General features: G+C 37.3%; 14 protein-coding genes and 1 pseudogene. 5 read left to right on the top strand and 10 right to left on the bottom strand.

The window, feature by feature from the left end:
• Nucleotides 1–5: 5 nt before the first annotated feature.
• The 6 genes from ACTJJ9_RS15085 to ACTJJ9_RS15110 form a co-directional block, all read right to left on the bottom strand.
• A complete protein-coding gene (locus ACTJJ9_RS15085) occupies nt 6–1,133 on the bottom strand; it encodes a glycoside hydrolase family 88 protein (protein WP_145581206.1) in 1,128 nt (375 codons plus the stop codon).
• A 97-nt stretch (nt 1,134–1,230) separates the two neighbouring features.
• Nucleotides 1,231–2,841: a response regulator gene (locus tag ACTJJ9_RS15090; protein ID WP_186324145.1), complete on the bottom strand. Its 1,611-nt coding sequence runs from the start codon at nt 2,839–2,841 to the stop codon at nt 1,231–1,233.
• Nucleotides 2,834–4,663 carry a sensor histidine kinase gene (locus ACTJJ9_RS15095; RefSeq protein WP_145581208.1) on the bottom strand — a complete coding sequence of 610 codons (1,830 nt, stop codon included), beginning with the start codon at nt 4,661–4,663 and terminating at the stop codon, nt 2,834–2,836. Before ACTJJ9_RS15095 ends, ACTJJ9_RS15090 begins: the two co-directional genes overlap by 8 nt.
• A 157-nt stretch (nt 4,664–4,820) precedes the next feature.
• On the bottom strand, nt 4,821–6,176 hold the full coding sequence (locus ACTJJ9_RS15100; RefSeq protein ID WP_145581209.1) for an ABC transporter substrate-binding protein: 1,356 nt from the start codon (nt 6,174–6,176) through the stop codon (nt 4,821–4,823).
• 131 nt (nt 6,177–6,307) lie between these two features.
• Entirely contained in the window at nt 6,308–7,141 is an 834-nt protein-coding gene (locus ACTJJ9_RS15105) for a carbohydrate ABC transporter permease (RefSeq protein WP_145581210.1), read from the bottom strand.
• 15 nt (nt 7,142–7,156) lie between these two features.
• Nucleotides 7,157–8,062 (bottom strand): carbohydrate ABC transporter permease, encoded by a 906-nt coding sequence (locus tag ACTJJ9_RS15110; RefSeq protein ID WP_370877251.1) that lies wholly within the window; start codon nt 8,060–8,062, stop codon nt 7,157–7,159.
• A 207-nt stretch (nt 8,063–8,269) separates the two neighbouring features.
• Here ACTJJ9_RS15110 and ACTJJ9_RS15115 point away from each other — a divergent pair, with 207 nt between their 5' ends.
• The 4 genes from ACTJJ9_RS15115 to ACTJJ9_RS15130 all read left to right on the top strand — a co-directional run bounded on the left by ACTJJ9_RS15115 (nt 8,270) and on the right by ACTJJ9_RS15130 (nt 10,438).
• A complete protein-coding gene (locus tag ACTJJ9_RS15115) occupies nt 8,270–8,704 on the top strand; it encodes a GNAT family N-acetyltransferase (RefSeq protein WP_170944287.1) in 435 nt (144 codons plus the stop codon).
• Between the two features lie 28 nt (nt 8,705–8,732).
• Nucleotides 8,733–9,500: a GNAT family N-acetyltransferase gene (locus ACTJJ9_RS15120; RefSeq protein ID WP_145581211.1), complete on the top strand. Its 768-nt coding sequence runs from the start codon at nt 8,733–8,735 to the stop codon at nt 9,498–9,500.
• Between the two features lie 112 nt (nt 9,501–9,612).
• Complete coding sequence (locus tag ACTJJ9_RS15125; protein ID WP_095299526.1) at nt 9,613–10,059, top strand: hypothetical protein; 447 nt, start codon at nt 9,613–9,615, stop codon at nt 10,057–10,059.
• Nucleotides 10,060–10,081: 22 nt separating this feature from the next.
• Complete coding sequence (locus tag ACTJJ9_RS15130; protein ID WP_145581212.1) at nt 10,082–10,438, top strand: hypothetical protein; 357 nt, start codon at nt 10,082–10,084, stop codon at nt 10,436–10,438.
• Between the two features lie 46 nt (nt 10,439–10,484).
• On the opposite strand, the gene ACTJJ9_RS15135 is transcribed toward ACTJJ9_RS15130, so the two are convergent.
• The 4 genes and pseudogenes from ACTJJ9_RS15135 to ACTJJ9_RS15150 all read right to left on the bottom strand — a co-directional run bounded on the left by ACTJJ9_RS15135 (nt 10,485) and on the right by ACTJJ9_RS15150 (nt 14,413).
• A complete protein-coding gene (locus ACTJJ9_RS15135) occupies nt 10,485–11,066 on the bottom strand; it encodes a pectate lyase (RefSeq protein ID WP_255451827.1) in 582 nt (193 codons plus the stop codon).
• Between the two features lie 24 nt (nt 11,067–11,090).
• Nucleotides 11,091–11,534: pseudogene (locus ACTJJ9_RS15140) on the bottom strand (RICIN domain-containing protein); the annotation flags it as partial.
• Nucleotides 11,535–11,837: 303 nt separating this feature from the next.
• Entirely contained in the window at nt 11,838–12,485 is a 648-nt protein-coding gene (locus ACTJJ9_RS15145) for a YesL family protein (protein WP_145581213.1), read from the bottom strand.
• 89 nt (nt 12,486–12,574) lie between these two features.
• Nucleotides 12,575–14,413: a heparinase II/III family protein gene (locus ACTJJ9_RS15150; RefSeq protein ID WP_186324146.1), complete on the bottom strand. Its 1,839-nt coding sequence runs from the start codon at nt 14,411–14,413 to the stop codon at nt 12,575–12,577.
• Between the two features lie 172 nt (nt 14,414–14,585).
• Between ACTJJ9_RS15150 and ACTJJ9_RS15155 the strand changes: the two genes are divergently transcribed.
• Entirely contained in the window at nt 14,586–16,679 is a 2,094-nt protein-coding gene (locus tag ACTJJ9_RS15155; RefSeq protein WP_255451824.1) for a class I SAM-dependent methyltransferase, read from the top strand.
• Nucleotides 16,680–16,738 lie beyond the last annotated feature (59 nt).

Genomic DNA, 16,738 nt, shown 5'->3' on the forward strand with positions numbered 1-16,738 from the left:
ATTCATTACCAAACTATCTCTCTATCACCCTTTAACATTGTTAATCCTTCAACAAAATAATAGTCACCATAAATAAGTGGAACATCGATGTTTTTCCCCTCCGGATAGTGACTTGTTCCATGGAGAATGAGCCCGTCTTGATTCAGTTTTTGGAAATCACCATAGTTTTCATAGAGGGAGCGAAGAATTTTTGTTCCAGCCTCGCGATAAATGCTCTCCTCTGTTGCCGCTACATGCTTTGATAGCTGCAGTAATCCACATGCTGCAATTGCACCTGCTGAGGAGTCACGGTATTTCGTAACTTCTTCTGGAATTCTGAAATCCCAATATGGTACATAATCGTCTGGTAAATTTGCAATAAAGAAATGAGCGACATTTTTTGCCGCCTGTCGGAAGGAATCCTTTTTCGTATAACGGTAAAGCAATGTTAAGCCATAAATTGCCCATGCTGTCCCCCGCGACCATGCTGAGTCTGGCGCAAATCCTTGTCCGCCAATCGCCTCTACTCGTTCCCCTGTTGCGGAATCAAAACGAATAATATGATGAACAGATCCGTCCTTGCGAATAAAATGATTTAATACTGTCTCCCCATGCTTTTCAGCTATTAAGCGAAACCTCGGATCACCCGTTTCCTCAGATGCCCAAAATAACAATGGTAAATTCATGACACAATCAATGATTGCCCAGCCTGAATTATCTTCTCCTTCCTGCCACGGATTCCAGGCACGTATGAAATTTCCCGCGGAATTAAATCTTCCTGCTAGCAGATTCGCGACTAAAAGCGCACGTCGTTTTGAATCATCAGCACCGATTATTTTGTACCTCGCAACACTCGTTAGCGTCCACATAAAGCCCATATCATGATCAAGGCGATAATAATCTGTTATACAATTATCAAGCTGCTCCTCACAGTGCTCTGCTATTTGCTTTAATGAATCGTCGTTTGTTTCCCGGTAGACAAGCCATAGTAGCCCTGGCCAAAAGCCAGCCGTCCACCAGTGAGGCTCCTCTAAACGGTATGTTCCCTGAACACTTGCATGAGGAAAGTTCGCCCCGATCCGCTTACTCATCGCCAAAACCTTTTGTTCAACATTTTGCCAAGCTTCTTCAACCCAATGATTGGTTTTCGTCATTGTTTCCACTCCTTTATTGATAACCCTTACAAAATATGCTTTTCCAAAGCAAAACATGTTCTATACCCTATGATTCATTCTCTATATGCAGCAAACGTTATGAAATCTGTCCTCTAAATTCCATTGGCGTAACACCGACATTGTTTTTAAAAACTTTAATAAAATAGCTTTGGTTATCATAGCCTAATCTTTCACAAATTTTCCCGACTGGCTCAATTGTATGCTCGAGTAGCTCCTTTGCTCGATTGATTTTTAATTTTGTGACATACTCCACAAATGTTTCACCAACCTCCTTTTTGAAGAGACGGCTGAAATAGCTTGGATTTAAATAAAGATAGCTTGCCACTTCATCAAGACTGATTTTCCTTTCTAAATGCATGGAAACATATTTGCATGCTTCCATCACTTCGCGGCGTCTAGACCCAGCGGTAATTTTCGCAACAGAGTGCATAACCGTTTGAAAATAGCTGTTTAACCAGTCACTTAATTCATTTAATGAATCTATATTTAAAATTTCCTCATGAAGAACCTCCATCGTATACGTTGTTTCAAAAAATTGCAGTGCCTTTAATTTTACCTTAAGGTCCAAAACGAGCTTTAACACCCAATCCTTTACTGCATCAGAGGAAATATGCTGCTCCTTAAAATACTGTATCCATCCTTTAACAGTCGGACCGACTCTTTCTTCATTCCGCTCAAGGATAAGCTGTCTCACCTCTGTTGAAGCTTCCTCATACCATGAAAAAATTTTGTCAGCAAAATAGGTTTCTGTTCGCTTCTTTTCAATGGCATCCTTCCCCATATAAAAGCGCTGATTCGTGTTCATTAACAATGTACCAAGCTCATGCTTTAACGATTGCTCATTATGAAAAACATCGCCAATCATCATCGATAACGATACATGCAAATGGTGTGCAACAGCTCGTTGGACCTTTCGCAGGCACTCTGCTGCATTCCCAAAACAATCCGATTTTAAGGTTGGTTTATAAGGAAAAAAAATAAAGGATTCCTTTGATTCAAATGAGAAATATACTGGGTTCATCTCTTCTCTTTCTAGAATCTCTAAAATAACATTTTGCAGGGAGAAGCTTAGCACATCTGCTGATTGATATGCGTCCTTTGCTAGCCTGTAATCTTGAATAAAGCACAGTACTGGAATATACAATTGTTTTTGCAAATGTAAGCCAAAGGAGCTTGCTTCCTCATACCATTCCTTTGCATGATAAATCGATTGATAAATTGTTTTACGAAGGAAATCTCGCTTTATCGATTCTTTATTTCGTTCCACAATTTGCTGTAGGTGCAGCTCCTTTTCCTTTTTTTGCTGCTCAGCATCAAGCTTTGCCTTAATTCTCTTCAGAACAGCTGTTAAGTCCTCTGGATTAAGAGTGTCCTTTAATAAGTAATCCTGTACATTTAGCTTTAATGCTTGCTGGGCAAATTCAAATTCATTATGGCAGGTTAACACACAAACTTGTAAGCTATCATCCTGTTCTCTTAATCTTCTCGTTAATTCAATCCCGTTTAATTTTGGCATCCCTATATCTGTTATTAATAGATTCGGCATCTGTTGCAGGGCATGCTGAAGTGCGCTCTCACCATTTTCATGAACACTTATAAGCTCAAAGCCTAGTCGGTTCCATTCTATCGTTTCCGATAAAAACTCTAAGACAGGATAATCATCATCTACTAGCATCACTTTATACATTAGGTCTTTTACCTCCTCTTGATACATACATCATGATTATTGTTCCGCCTCCGTTCGAGCTATTCACTTCCATATGAAATGCTTCACCAAATGTCATCCGCATTCTCTCGTACACATTAGATAGGCCGATGCTTGAGAACCCCTGCTTATTTTTGTGTGGACCAATCTCCTCCCTATGTGTCATTTTCTCCCTCAATTCAGCTAATGTTTTCTCATCCATTCCTTGCCCATTATCCTCGAGAACAATAAAAAAATCATTATTTGCAATATAGGAGTTTAGCGAAATAAGACCAGCACGTTGATTGAGGCCATGAATAATCGAATTCTCGATAATTGGCTGTAAAATAAAGCGCGGGATTTTTTCAACATTTGCTTCAGCAGTAACCGAAACGTCAAATTGAACCTTTTCCTTTTGCCTCATATTCATTAAGTTGATATAGTCCTTAACAATTTCAACCTCTTCCTTAAATAGGATCATTTCCTTTTCCTGATCAATTGTCATTCGCAATAGCTTTGATAGCGAGCTAATCATTTCTGCACTTTCTTGATCACCTTTCCTCATCACCTTCATTCGGATCGAATTCAAAACATTAAAAAGAAAATGGGGATTGATTTGTGCCTGAAGCATCGCAAATTCCGCCTTCCGCTTTCTCACCTGAGTTTCCGTTATTTCAGTAATCATCTTGTTGATTCGCTCAAGCATTTGATCAAACGAGGCTGATAATCTCCCAATTTCATCATTACTATTAATTTTCGTACGAATTTTCAAATTCCCTTCTTGAACAGCAGCAACGACATTCCCTAAACGGACAAGCGGTTTTGTAATCGTTTGCAATAAATAAGTTAATAAAAGGAAAAATACGATAAATGAGATCAATTGCACGAGAAACATCTTATTAAAAATCGAACTAATTGTACTAATTGCTTGTGTATAAGGTGTTAATGAAACAAGCTTCCAGCCAGTATTCGTCACTTGGTGGTCAGCAATTAAATAATCGTGACTGCCAATGTTAATAATATTTGAGAAATGTTTATCCTGCATCTGCTCTATATAAGGAAAAGATTGACCAATTTTCTCGCTATTTGGATGAGATAAAATTTGACTATCCCCATTTAGTAGCATCATTTCTTCATTGCCAGGTAGGTTTTCAAATACCTGATTTAATTTATTTTCCATAATCGTAACGATGACATAGCCATAAATTTTTAAATTGGAATCCCGCAATGTCCTTGCGACAGATATTTGATATGGATTTGTCTCTTTTTCAGATGTAAATACAGTTGGCTGACTGCCAATCCATACAGCTTCATATCCATAAACATGGTCCAATTGCTCAAACCACGGCTCTTCGAAAAATTCTTTCGGGTTATATTCACTAATCGAGTAGTTTGTATAATGTTTTCCGTTTTTCAGCAGAATGGTTACATATGATTTTTCGCCAACTAACGTAATATTTTCAATCGTTTTCACGACTCGGCTATACTCGATATATTTTTCATATTCTTCACTAGGTAAAACGTCTTCGGCATGACTAGCTGGCTCTTTTGCGTTATTTTTTAAAATCGTATTGAGCTCTGAATCAATTTGAATAAAATTAGCGATATATAACATATCATCAAGCAGCTTTGTCACATATTCCCCTGCTAATTTTAGCTCCCGGCTAGCATTAGAAATCGCTTGCTCCTTCATCGCATCCTTCGATAAATAACTATTAACAGATAACGTAATCATTGCCGGGAGCACAATGCAAATCACTGAAGCGATAATAAGTTTAAATCGAAAAGAACGGGGCGACAATCTTTGGTTTATTCGCTTCCACATACATACCTCCTATTGAATTGTTAAAACCTCTTTTAAGATAAGAAGGATACTCACTCGGTGCTAATGATTCTTCTTTTCTCTTATACTACCATTACTTTAGAAGGTTTGAAGAAAAAGTGACCAGAATGAATGGCTCGCCCCTAAAAAATATTTAAATCTATTTATTATTATCGATAATTTCTTGAACACGAGTTTCCGCGGCCTTTATCGTTGTCTCAACACCCTGTCCATCAAGGATCATTTTTTCATATTCTTCATTTATCACTTTGTAAAGCTCTGCTTGGTAAGCAACAGGTGGAATCATTTTTGATGATTTTGCATTTTTTAATACATGGATTAGCGATTCTCTATCAACTTTTTCCGGATTTTTTGTTTCGGCTAAAATTCCATCAACGATTGATTCCAAATCCTCATCACTTACGCTGTTCCATGACGGAATATTTTTGCCTTGAACAATTTGTCCTTCTGTCGTATACCAGCGGATAAATGTGTAGGCCTCTTTTTTATGCTCTGAATTCGCTGCAACAGACATAAAGTCAGTTGTTACCGGTGTATAGCCACCTTCATCATCCTTGTTATTCTTCGGATATGGGGCAATTGCCACATTAAAATTCAAAGGAAATTGGTCTGTTCCACCAAGCTCTGTATTCATCCAGCTTCCAATCAAAATTGTACTAGCATCCTGGTTGAAAAATTGATTCCGATAATGAAGCTTTTGCGACATAATATCGGTATATGGAGTCGCTGATTTATCCTCTACCTCCATCTTCAACCGCATTTCTAACGTTTTTTTGAATAATGGATTGTCAAGATTCGAGGTACCGTCTGCCTTAACGAATTCCGTATTGTCTTCTTCACTTGCAAGAGCTAATTTTAAATATTCCAGCCAGCCGCCACCTTGTGGACCATGGAAATATGTTCCGTAGTGATCAGCGGTTGTCAGCTTTTTCGCATAGTCCATAAAATCGTCCCAAGTCCAATCGGTCGGAACAGCTAATCCAGCTTCATCTAAATGATCCTTATTTAAAAGTACATACCAAGGGTTGAATTTTCCAGGAAGAGCATAATAATGATCATCAATCTTCGTATCAACCTTGTATTCCTCGGCAACTTTGTAGCCTTCCTCTTCAATAAATTCATCAATTGGTGCAACCATTCCTAAAGCCACACGTTGTGCATATCCTGCAGGGTCACTAAACATAAGGACATCTAGCTGTTCACCTGATGCAGCAGCTAAATCAAGCTTTTGCGACGCCTCTTGAGTATCACCCTTTTCACTAAGAATCACTAAATCTACCTTAATATTAGGATATTCCTTTTCAAAGGCAGCAATTGTTTCCTTCCAATTATAGGTTGCTTCATTTCCATGTGTATGAAACTTAATTGTAACTTTATCTCCGCTTTCTTTACTATCTCCAGACCCTGATGCATTTTCCCCACCATCTGTACAGCCTGCTAATAAACCAATTAGCAGCATAAAAGCAACAAACATAACAAGTATTCGTTTCTTCATTTTATATCCCCCTTATTTTTCATTCTCCCAATTAAAGACTTACAAGTAAGCCCTTACAAAGCAGTATAGCAAATGGCTATTTGTTCGAAATGTAAATTATTTTACCTTCTTATGATTTTTTTGACTAAATATTAGCCTTTTACCCCGCCAAGAGCAATTCCTTCGATAACTTGCTTTTGCCCGATAATAAAGACAATTAATAACGGTAAAATCGCTGAAACGGCTGCAGCCATAATAAGTGAATAAAATTCTCCGTTAATCGTCGTGAACTTTTGCATCGCAAGCTGTATTGTATATAACGCATCTGTTCTTAAAAAAATAAGCGGATTTTGGTAATCATTCCATGTCCAAATAAAACGGAGAATTGCATATGTCGCCACAGCTGGTCTGACAATTGGCAATGCGATTGACCAAAAAATTCGGATATGTCCTGCACCATCAATTTTTGCTGCATCAATATAATCGTTATGAATCCCCATAAAAAACTGTCTAAGCATAAACGTTCCAAGTACGCTAAAGCTTCCTAATAAAATAAGGCCCAAATGGCTATCAAATAACCCAATATTACGATATAAAATAAATTGTGGGACTAAGCTTGCTTGCGGTGGAACCATATATGTTGCTAATACGATTAAAAACAGCCATTTCCCTGCCGGAAAGCGGACCTTCGAAAATCCATATGCTGCAAGCGCAGAAACTGTACATGAAACAATTGTCGTTAACACGGCTACTTTAATGGAATTCCAATAATACGTATAAAAAGGAAAGTCACCAAACCATACCTCTCGATAATTGTTGAAGCCATTCCATCTTTCAGGTATCCATTGGATTGGAAACGTAAAAACATTCGCCTCGATTTTAAATGAAGTCGATAACATCCAAACGAAAGGCAGCATGAACAAAATACTAAACAAAAACACAATAATAGTTGTGATAATCTTTTGTAGTTTTATCGTCTTCGCCATATCCTTTCCTCCCCTTTAGTAATTAACCCATTTCTTTTGTCCAAACCATTGAATAATTGTTATCGCAAATACGATGACAAAGAGGATAACCGCCATGCTTGAGGCATAGCCAATATCAAGATTCACAAATGCTGTATCATATAAATGCCAAACGATCATGCTTGTTGAATGCATCGGACCTCCCTTTGTTAAAACAGCAATTAAATCAAACACCTTAAACGTTGAAATAATTCCCGTGATTAAGAGGAAAAACGATGTTGGTGAAATCATCGGAAAAGTAATATGACGGAATTTCACCCAAGCATTTGCTCCATCGATATCAGCTGCTTCATAAAGCTCCTTCGGGATCGATTGAAGTCCTGCAATGTAGATGATTAAATTAAACCCAACGGAAATCCAAATTTGAATGAGCATAACGGATAGTAATGCAAAGTTCGGGTCAGCAATCCATTTTGGCGGATCGTCTATTCCTAATGACATTAATGTTTGATTAATTGGACCTGCTGAAGGATGAAACAATACTTGCCAAACAACTGCGATCGCAACAACACTTGAAATATACGGCATGAAAAAGGCTACTTTAAAGAAACTCTTCATGTAAACACTTTTATCAATAACAACAGCTAATAATAACGAAATCGCCATACAAATCGGTACGGTAAAAATAAAAATGGCATTATTGATTAAAGATTTCCGAAACACATCATCACTTAAAAGCTCTTTAAAATTAGCAAAGCCAACCCATTTTAATTGGTCGATGCTTGCAACAAACTTCCAATCTGCAAAGCTTAAAATAAACGTTGCAAATATCGGAAGCAGCACTAGAACGGAAACCCCAATAATCATTGGTGATACAAAAAAGAACCCTACTAAATTCTCACTTTTTTCGATTGTCGATTTTTTTCGTTTACGTTGAATCATCTTAGATGATGGAGATAGTTCTGTCTTTGTACTCATAGGTCATCACCTCTCTTTGTAGTATGGTTCCATTATAAAAAATCACATTGTAAGACTCTTAACGATATTTTGCTAGGATTGCAATAATTTTGACTTTTTTTACTCATGCTGAAAAGGAAATTTATCCCTGTTGGGAGAATTTTCTTTATATCAACAAAAAAGGAGATACATATGAACATAAGAAACGCTACTGTAGAGGATGTACAAGCATTAGCTCATTTGATGAATCAGCTTGGCTACCCAACAACAGTCGAGCAAATGAAAAAAAGATATCACATAATCAAAGAAAACCCAAATCATTACACTCTCGTTGCATGTAAAGATGGGAAGGTAATTGGAATGGTTGGATTCTACATAGATGTTCTTTACAACGCTGATGATTTCTATGCTCGAATTATTGCTTTTGTCATTGATGAGAACTACCGGAGACAAGGTGCTGGGAGAATGCTATTGAAACAAGCGGAAACAATTGCAAAAGATCTTGGTGCTAAAGGAATTGGCTTAAATAGCGGAAATCGACCGGAACGCCAAGCTGCACACCGGTTTTATCAAAATATGGGTTATGTAGCGAAGAGCACGGGGTTTGTTAAAAATTTTGAAGCGTGAATATACGCTTGCTTTGGAGGGAACAGTGTTGGTTGAAATCATTCATGTCAATGAACAAAATGTTGAGGACTCTGGGTTCTTTTGTATGCGAAGCAAACCAAAAAATGCTGGTTATCAAAAAAAATTAAGCTGGCTAAAGGAACGCTTTACAGAAGGGCTATCATTAAAAATCATTCAAGAGGATGGTAAGCATCGTGGATTTATTGAGTACATCCCTGGAACGCATACATGGAGAGCGATAAACGCTAAAAAATACATGGTTATCCATTGCTTTTGGGTTGTTGGAAAAAGCAAAGGAAAAGGGTATGGCAGCATGCTTTTGGACGAATGTATAAAAGAAGCAAAAACGCTTGGCTTATCGGGAATCGCTGTTACGACGAGCAATAAAACATGGCTTCCTGACAAATTATTTTTTGAACGAAAAGGGTTTACTCTCGTTGATAAAATGGCTGAATTTGAATTAATGGCTTACCATTTTGGTGACGACAAAGCTCCTCACTTTTACAATTGGCAGGAAACGGCTCGACAATATAGAAATGGCATAACCGCTTTTACCTCACATCAATGTCCATTTACTCATGATGCTGAGATGAATCTTAAGGAAGCTGCACAGGAGCTTCATATTGATGTCCAAATGATTGAACTGGATAGCTATCAAAAACTTCAACAACAGTCTCCAACCCCATTTGGTGTCTTTACGGTTATCTACAATGGGGAATTTTTGACCTATCATCCGGAAACGAAGAACAATTTTTTAAAGCTATTGACGAAAAAACGTCTAAAACAAGAGAGTTAAAAACACAGGATTTCAACCTTTAGTATCCTTCTCTCTTTTAATTTCCAAATAATGAAACTTTTCACATTTTAAATACGTTAATTTATATAAGAGCGAAGGAAGGGGAGTGCAAATGAAGATTGTCAAAACAGCGTGTGCCATTTTTATCGTTTTAATCATTTTTATCGGTGGTTATCTAACAGGAAAACTGACGACCCATGAGACAACTAGAGAAATCGCGTTCGGCTTTGCGAGCAAAGAAAATACGGAGCAAATCAATTATAGCAAGGTCATTACAGATGCTAAGCATCAGGATATTATTGATAATGTTATGATGATTTTTATGCATAGAAAACCGCTACAGTCTCCTAATGCAGACTTAGGACATCCTGATACATATTTGCAAATGAAGAGCCCGAAGCAATCTACCTTACTGATTAACTCCAAGCTATGGTTCACAGACGAAGGTGCAGTGATTGGGCTATGCAATGGTGGGGGCTCGGAGCAAACGGAATACTTCAGTATTAATCAAGAGGATGCGGATTACTTAAAGGATCAAATTGATATTGCCGACAATTAAACAAATCTTCCAGGGGGTAAATATGTTTACATATGAATCATTTGTTACGAATGGAGCCTTTACCTTATTAAGGCCTATAACAATTACATTAATGATTGTCTCGGCTATCATCTTTCTTCTCATCATTCTTCCAAAAACAAGAAATAGAGTAGTCAATGGCTTTTCCGTCATTAGCTCTTCTCTTATCTTGTCTATCATCTCTATACAGATTATGTTTTCTATTGGAATACTAGCAGATGAATTGAATCTTGCAGGCGATCCAACTAGTTTCATATTATGTGTGATAATTTTCATCTTTAGTTTTATAAATGTAATTTTACACTTTTGGAGGAGCGGAGTATTCACAAAATCTCCTTTTAAATTCAAAGAAAACGTCTGAACTAGGGTAGCCCTAAATTCAGACGTTTCGTTATGTCTACATTTTATTAAAACTCAAAATTATTACTTTCAGTTACATTCTTCACATTGTACCATTTACGACCTACATCAGAGTACCTTGTATCTACCATTTTAACCTCACTTGTACTGCTATCTGTACGGAAAATTGCTTCATTCATATTTGTGATGACAGAGCCTTCGATGTAAACGCTCGTTTTAAAGGTAGAACCTCCAAGCTGCCGAATCATTTTTCCAGCATCTCTCGCCGTGAAATTGATAATATCAAATTGTGAAGGTGCATTTATTTGGAACATTTTGTCGCTTCCATGTTGGGCAAAGCCCCCTTTAATGACGACATGTCCAGATTCCTTTATTGTCATGGCATCCTCGCCAATATCTTCCCATACAACATTTTGAATAAGAGCATCCCCATATGTGTGCACACCATCAGCTGCTGGAGCACCCAATATGACATTCTTTAATGTTGCACCATCCTCTAATCGAAATACAGCCTTTTGTCCTTCTGCTTGACTGCCGTCTCCTACCGTATCAGGGTTGGCAACATAACGTTTTCCTTTCCCATCAAATGTTTCACCGGCAGGCACAACAATCGTTGCATTTACTGTGATCGTTTCTGGAGGCTTTACTTCAACAAGCTTCCATTGCTGATTTTCTCCGCCCAAATCTTCGTATTGCACGACATTTGCCCCGTTATTCTTTGACCATTCATATACTTCAAGAGCCTTTTTACTATGGCGGTTAATTATTTTCACATAGCCATTACCTAAGTCGACGATTTGCCACTGCTGGCTAGCTCCATTCCAGTCTTTCCATTGAGCAACATTGGCACCATTCTCATTTGACCAATTGTAGACCTCCATCGCCTTCAAACTGTTAACGTTTACAATTTTGTGATAGCCTTCACCAACATCAATGATCCGCCATTGCTGATTAGCCCCACCTAAATCATCATATTGGACAATATTTCCGCCATCAGCAGTAGACCATTCGTACACCTCTAATGCTTTTCCACTATATCGATTAATCAGCTTATATGTTTTACTAGAGTCATAGCTTGCAGCATGAGCAGTATTCATCACAGTAAATGTCGAGAATATCACAACTAATGTAGCGATGAGCGACACTATTTTCTTCAATGGACGTTCCCCCTATCAAAATATCAATCATTCATATTCATTATTCTGACATTTCTTGGAGCAAGAACATTGTAATCGGCCGATACATAGACATTATACTAGAAAAAGATGGACATCCAATTATTGTAATCTATTTATCTTGAACCTTTAACATCTGTAACAATATTTTTATAATTGTCAAAAAATTCAATATGAAAATCTTAACCAGGAATTGTGCCTCCCTATGCTTCTCTAGCAATCTAACTAACCCTCGATTGCTTTTCCCTCATTTTTAAATTTTGCATTATCACTTACTTGCGAAAAAATAGAATATGAGATATACATGACAAAATAACTTAGGCCACTGCAACCGAAAACGATAGCAGCACCAGGCAAAATGAGACAGATAAGAATATTTGTTATCCCCGCCAACCCGATCATAAATGTGCGAATTGGATGGGATATCCCAACTAATATAGCAGATTTATAATAGTGGAAAATATCTCCTTCAAACTGTACATAGACAGGAAAAATGTATAAAACGATCACACTGAACAAAAACGCGACAATCGCAAAAACCATTAAAAATAAGTAGTGAAGGATCCCTGTCATCGATTGAATAAGCACCCAATCAACATAAAGAATAATCGTAATAAATAGCAATGAGAAAAATAGCAAATTCGCTTTCACAAATTCCTTTTTAAAGCTTAGCCAAAATGTTTTAAAAATCGGAAAATCAGCTTCCTTTTGCAGCCATTTGCGAATGATTGAGAATAGCGAAACTGTTGCCGGTCCGATCCCACAAATAAAGAGGCCTAGTATTGTAAAGCAAAGCCATAGTACGTTCACATAAGCCAATCTCGCAATCCATTCACAAATGCGATTAAAGCCAGACATCCAACCATTTGTCATATTCTCCACCTCGGAGTGATTTTTCCCTTTATTGTAATCATTGGCAACATTGCGAGGTAGAAATAATTTTGACTATTTTCAAAGTATTTTTACATAAATTGAAATTCTAGCTTTATATTGAGATGCTTTTCTATGCTTCTTACGCGAAAATCTAGAAATTGATTCATTTGTTTAACGCCAAAATGGTCGAGAATCGTAAATGTTTCAACTGTTACATCTAATTGTTCTTTATCATAATTTATTTGTAATGCTTCTTTTCCTTTGAGTAAAATGCCATTTTCCTGTTCAATTGTTTGGATGTTAGGGATAATGAAGCGTTCAACAACACTTTCCGGCATTTTATCGAAATGAAAGGTATCTTCGAGAGTTAATGTTGGTAAAGCTGATTTTTTCCAAACGAACATCCGATAGTATGTATTCAATATCGACCGTTCGTAGGCTTTTGTTAAGTCAAGCTCAAAACGGTCTATCTCTTCAGCCAATTGTACATTTACTACCTTTGTGTAATAGGTAGAGCCTGCGCCTTGTCCTTGATTGTTGATCAGTGGAACTGAATGACCATGTGAGCCGTTGCAAATAAAGGTATAACGCTTTTCCCCGAAATAATCCTTGCAATACATACCAGAGCCTAAATCCTTTAGGAAGGCTTCATGATTTTTTTGTAAAATAAACTGTCCGAGATCATTATGATTATGCGGCTCGTGATTATTACCTCCCTTTGCGGCAAACGCAAAAAAATCGTTGTTTGCCTTGTGCCTGGAAATTAGCCATTGTGATTCGTTAAAATAGTTTGTTTCAGATTTCCAAGGCTTACCCTCAAGCTTGTCATCAAACCAAAGTAAATTGCGAAATGCCGGAGCCCACCTGCTGCAATGATCCTCTGTATAGGACGCTCGTAATTGCTGCTCTGGCACTTGAATATCATGAAAAACGTGATGCAAATAATGACTAAGTCCGAGAAACACACTCGCTTCCCTCTGTGCATCGGAAAAGTTAACAACCTTGTTTTTATAAAGAAAGCTCCTTTGCTGGAATAGGGCAATTTGGTGCACCTTTTGTGAGCAAAATAAGTCAATTTTCCCCAATGTACGCTTTTTTAATAAATCGGCAAAATAAACATAAAAACCGAAACCATATTGCCAATAACCATAGCCTTCAAGGCATGTTCCATCATCGTGAAAGCCCTGTAAATAATACTCCATCGTCTTTAATACTCTTGTCATAATCTCTGATAGCTCTGCTTCCTCATGAAGTAAATGGAGTGCAGCACTGCCAAGCGATCCAGCGCAAACCGCTGCCCAATTATGTGTCGCTGTTTCCCACCCTTGTTTGCTAGCAAGAAATGGTCGGAAAATCCGTTTGCATATTTCTGAATGAATTCGTTTAACGATTAAAGGAGATAAGCTCTCCTTTCCTATCGTATAAATTTCGCTTAAGGCAAACGCTGTTTCAGCTGCAAATAAATCAATTGTATAATTAACAGCTTCCTCATGCTTGGTAAGGGAAGTTGCAAATTCTGTTGCTGTTTCTGCACTATTCGTTAAATGGGCTGGTAAACACCAGCTATATTCATTAAGTATCGACCAAATGGTGTTTTCCAGCTCTGATAAATAATTTTGATTCTCTGGCTCAAGTAAGGACATGATGGCAAATGTGTTTAGACGTCTTCGCTTTGAGAAATATACCTTTTCATATTCAAGCCTTGACCCTGTCTTTTCAAATAATTGAAATAAAGTAAATGTTAGCTCCTGATCCCTTTCGTGTAAAAGCCTTGATGCCTCGTCCTTTATTTCTAGCAGTAACGGTTGGATAGATGGGGTTTCTTTAATTTTTTTGAGCCATTTCTGTTTTTCTTCCTTATTGTTAAAAATAAGTGGAAATGAAGCATTATTGCTAAAGATTTGTTTAATTTCGGTGTAAGAATTCATCTTTACCTCCAGCATGTTATGTTACTGTTAATCTTCACCTTAACGATAACAAAACCCTTTTTTAAAGGTGTATTCCTTTTTCGACTAATTACCGTATATTTTTTACTTTTTTCCAAAATGTGTTTGCTTTAGAATAAATAGAATGAAGGTACCGGGAAGAGGAGAGTGTGAATTGCTAAATTCATTGAAATTGATTTATGAGATTACTAAGGGTAATGAAAGTATTTTAAGAAAAAACAAGTGGCTGCAATATCTTTATTTAACAAAGGAACAAATTGTCAATTTAGAACAGGTAGATGCATTAGAAAAAATTCCGAAAAACCCGATTCTCCCTTATGTTGAAAAAACATTGCGAGTTTTGAATGAAATCGACCTCCCAGCATATGAAAAGGAAATCATTGAGGAAGTGTTAATATGGTCTGAAGTTGCGAAAGGAGGGTTAACACATAAACGAAAGGAATGGCAGGAAAAGGGGTTCCAGCTTTCTATCCATAACATCGGATCCGCGCAAATTTATGCGGCAGAGCAAATGAATATTCCTTATCAAAATCGAACTATTGAACGTGAAGAGCTTATTTATCTGCTCATTTTAACACATGGTTTAGTCGGTCAATTCATAAGAGGTGAGGTCCGTTACCAGCAATTTTCACCGCTTATTGATTGGATTGAACACAATGAAAATTCTGCGCTTTGTAATATTGAACGAGTTCTTTTAAAGCTTAATCAATGTATTATTGAGGCTGTTTCAAAGGAATTATGGGCATCGATTTACTCTGAGGTAGAAGAGGTTATTTCGCTTATTATAATGAAAAAGCGGCATGCTGAACAAAGCTTCAACGATAGACTTAAGAGATTAAGAGAAAGCTCGATTAAAAACGGTGAGGATTTTAACGCTTTGTTTGATAGACTATTAACGGGTGACAATGAATATACTATAACGTTAGCAAACTTCTTTAAGAAAACCGATTTATGGTATGTGGAATCTGCCTTACAGGACTTTACGTTTGAAGAGTTTCTTAAAATCTTTCTTTTCATCAATCAAAGGATTGATCCGCTATCATTGCAACAGGTTAGTTTTGAGCCATTGATGCGAGATATTTATTATGACTATAAAGGGAAAAAAGCTATTAATTTATATAAGAAGCGAATTATTGAATCTTATTTAGCGGAATTTTCCTTAGAGGAAATTGCAAAAGGAAAGGCTCCGGAAAACGAGCATGTGACATTGTCTGTTCTCCCTTTAGACCAGTTAGGGCAAATTGTCGGTGTACAATTTACCTATTCTAAGGCAGGGCAGAAATTGATTGAATTTTGCCAGGAAGCAGAAAAATCACCGCTATATGAAAGAGCGATCATTATGCTGTATGACTTCTTTGGATTTAGAAAGGATGCGTTTGACAGGCTGCAAAATGAGCAAACGTATTTAACTGACATGAATAATGGCCAAGACCAAAAGAAGGTCATTTCTGATTATGCTACAGGAGACTTAATGCTAGATATTGGGGCTGGTGGAGGAGTGATGCTCGATTTATTAACAGAGCACCATCCAGATGCAACGGTCGTAGGCATTGATGTCTCAACAAATGTCATTGAGGAATTGAATCGGAAAAAGATTCGTGAAAATAAAAGATGGCTAGTAAAACAAGCTGATGCATTAGATTTAAAAAAATATTATGAAGCTAATAGCATCGATACGATTGTCTTTTCCTCAATTCTCCATGAGCTCTATTCATATATTCCGTATAATGGCCGCAAATTTAATCATGAGGTAGTGCTTCAAGCCTTGAAAAGCTCATTTGAAGTATTAAGTACTGGTGGGCGAATTATTATCCGCGATGGCATAATGACCGAACCGAAAGACGAAATGCGACTGCTTGAGTTTAAGGAGCCAAGTGGAATGGACTTTTTCAAACGGTATGTGAATGATTTTAAAGGGAGAAAGATTGAATACAAGGAAGTAGATAAAAGAACGATTCAACTTCCTGTTAACGATTTAATGGAATTTTGCTACACCTATACTTGGGGAGAAGAAGCCTACCCACATGAAGTTCAGGAGCAATTCGGCTATTTCACACCAACAGAATACAAACAGGCCATCACCCAAGCACTCGGAAAAAACGCAAGCATTATCAAGTTCGAGCACTACCTCCAAAAAGGCTACGAAGAATTTCTCTTGCCAAAAGTAAAAATAATGAACAAAGCCGGAGACATCGTTCGATTGCCTGATAGTACATGCTTTATTGTAATTGAAAAAATAAGAGATTGATGTTGGAAATTGGGGACTGTCCCCAACGTTTAAAATGAAGAGTAATTTTCAATTTTGAT

The sequence above is a fragment of the Metabacillus sp. 22489 genome (assembly GCF_052044855.1).
Classification (GTDB): Bacteria; Bacillota; Bacilli; order Bacillales; family Bacillaceae; genus Metabacillus; species Metabacillus niabensis.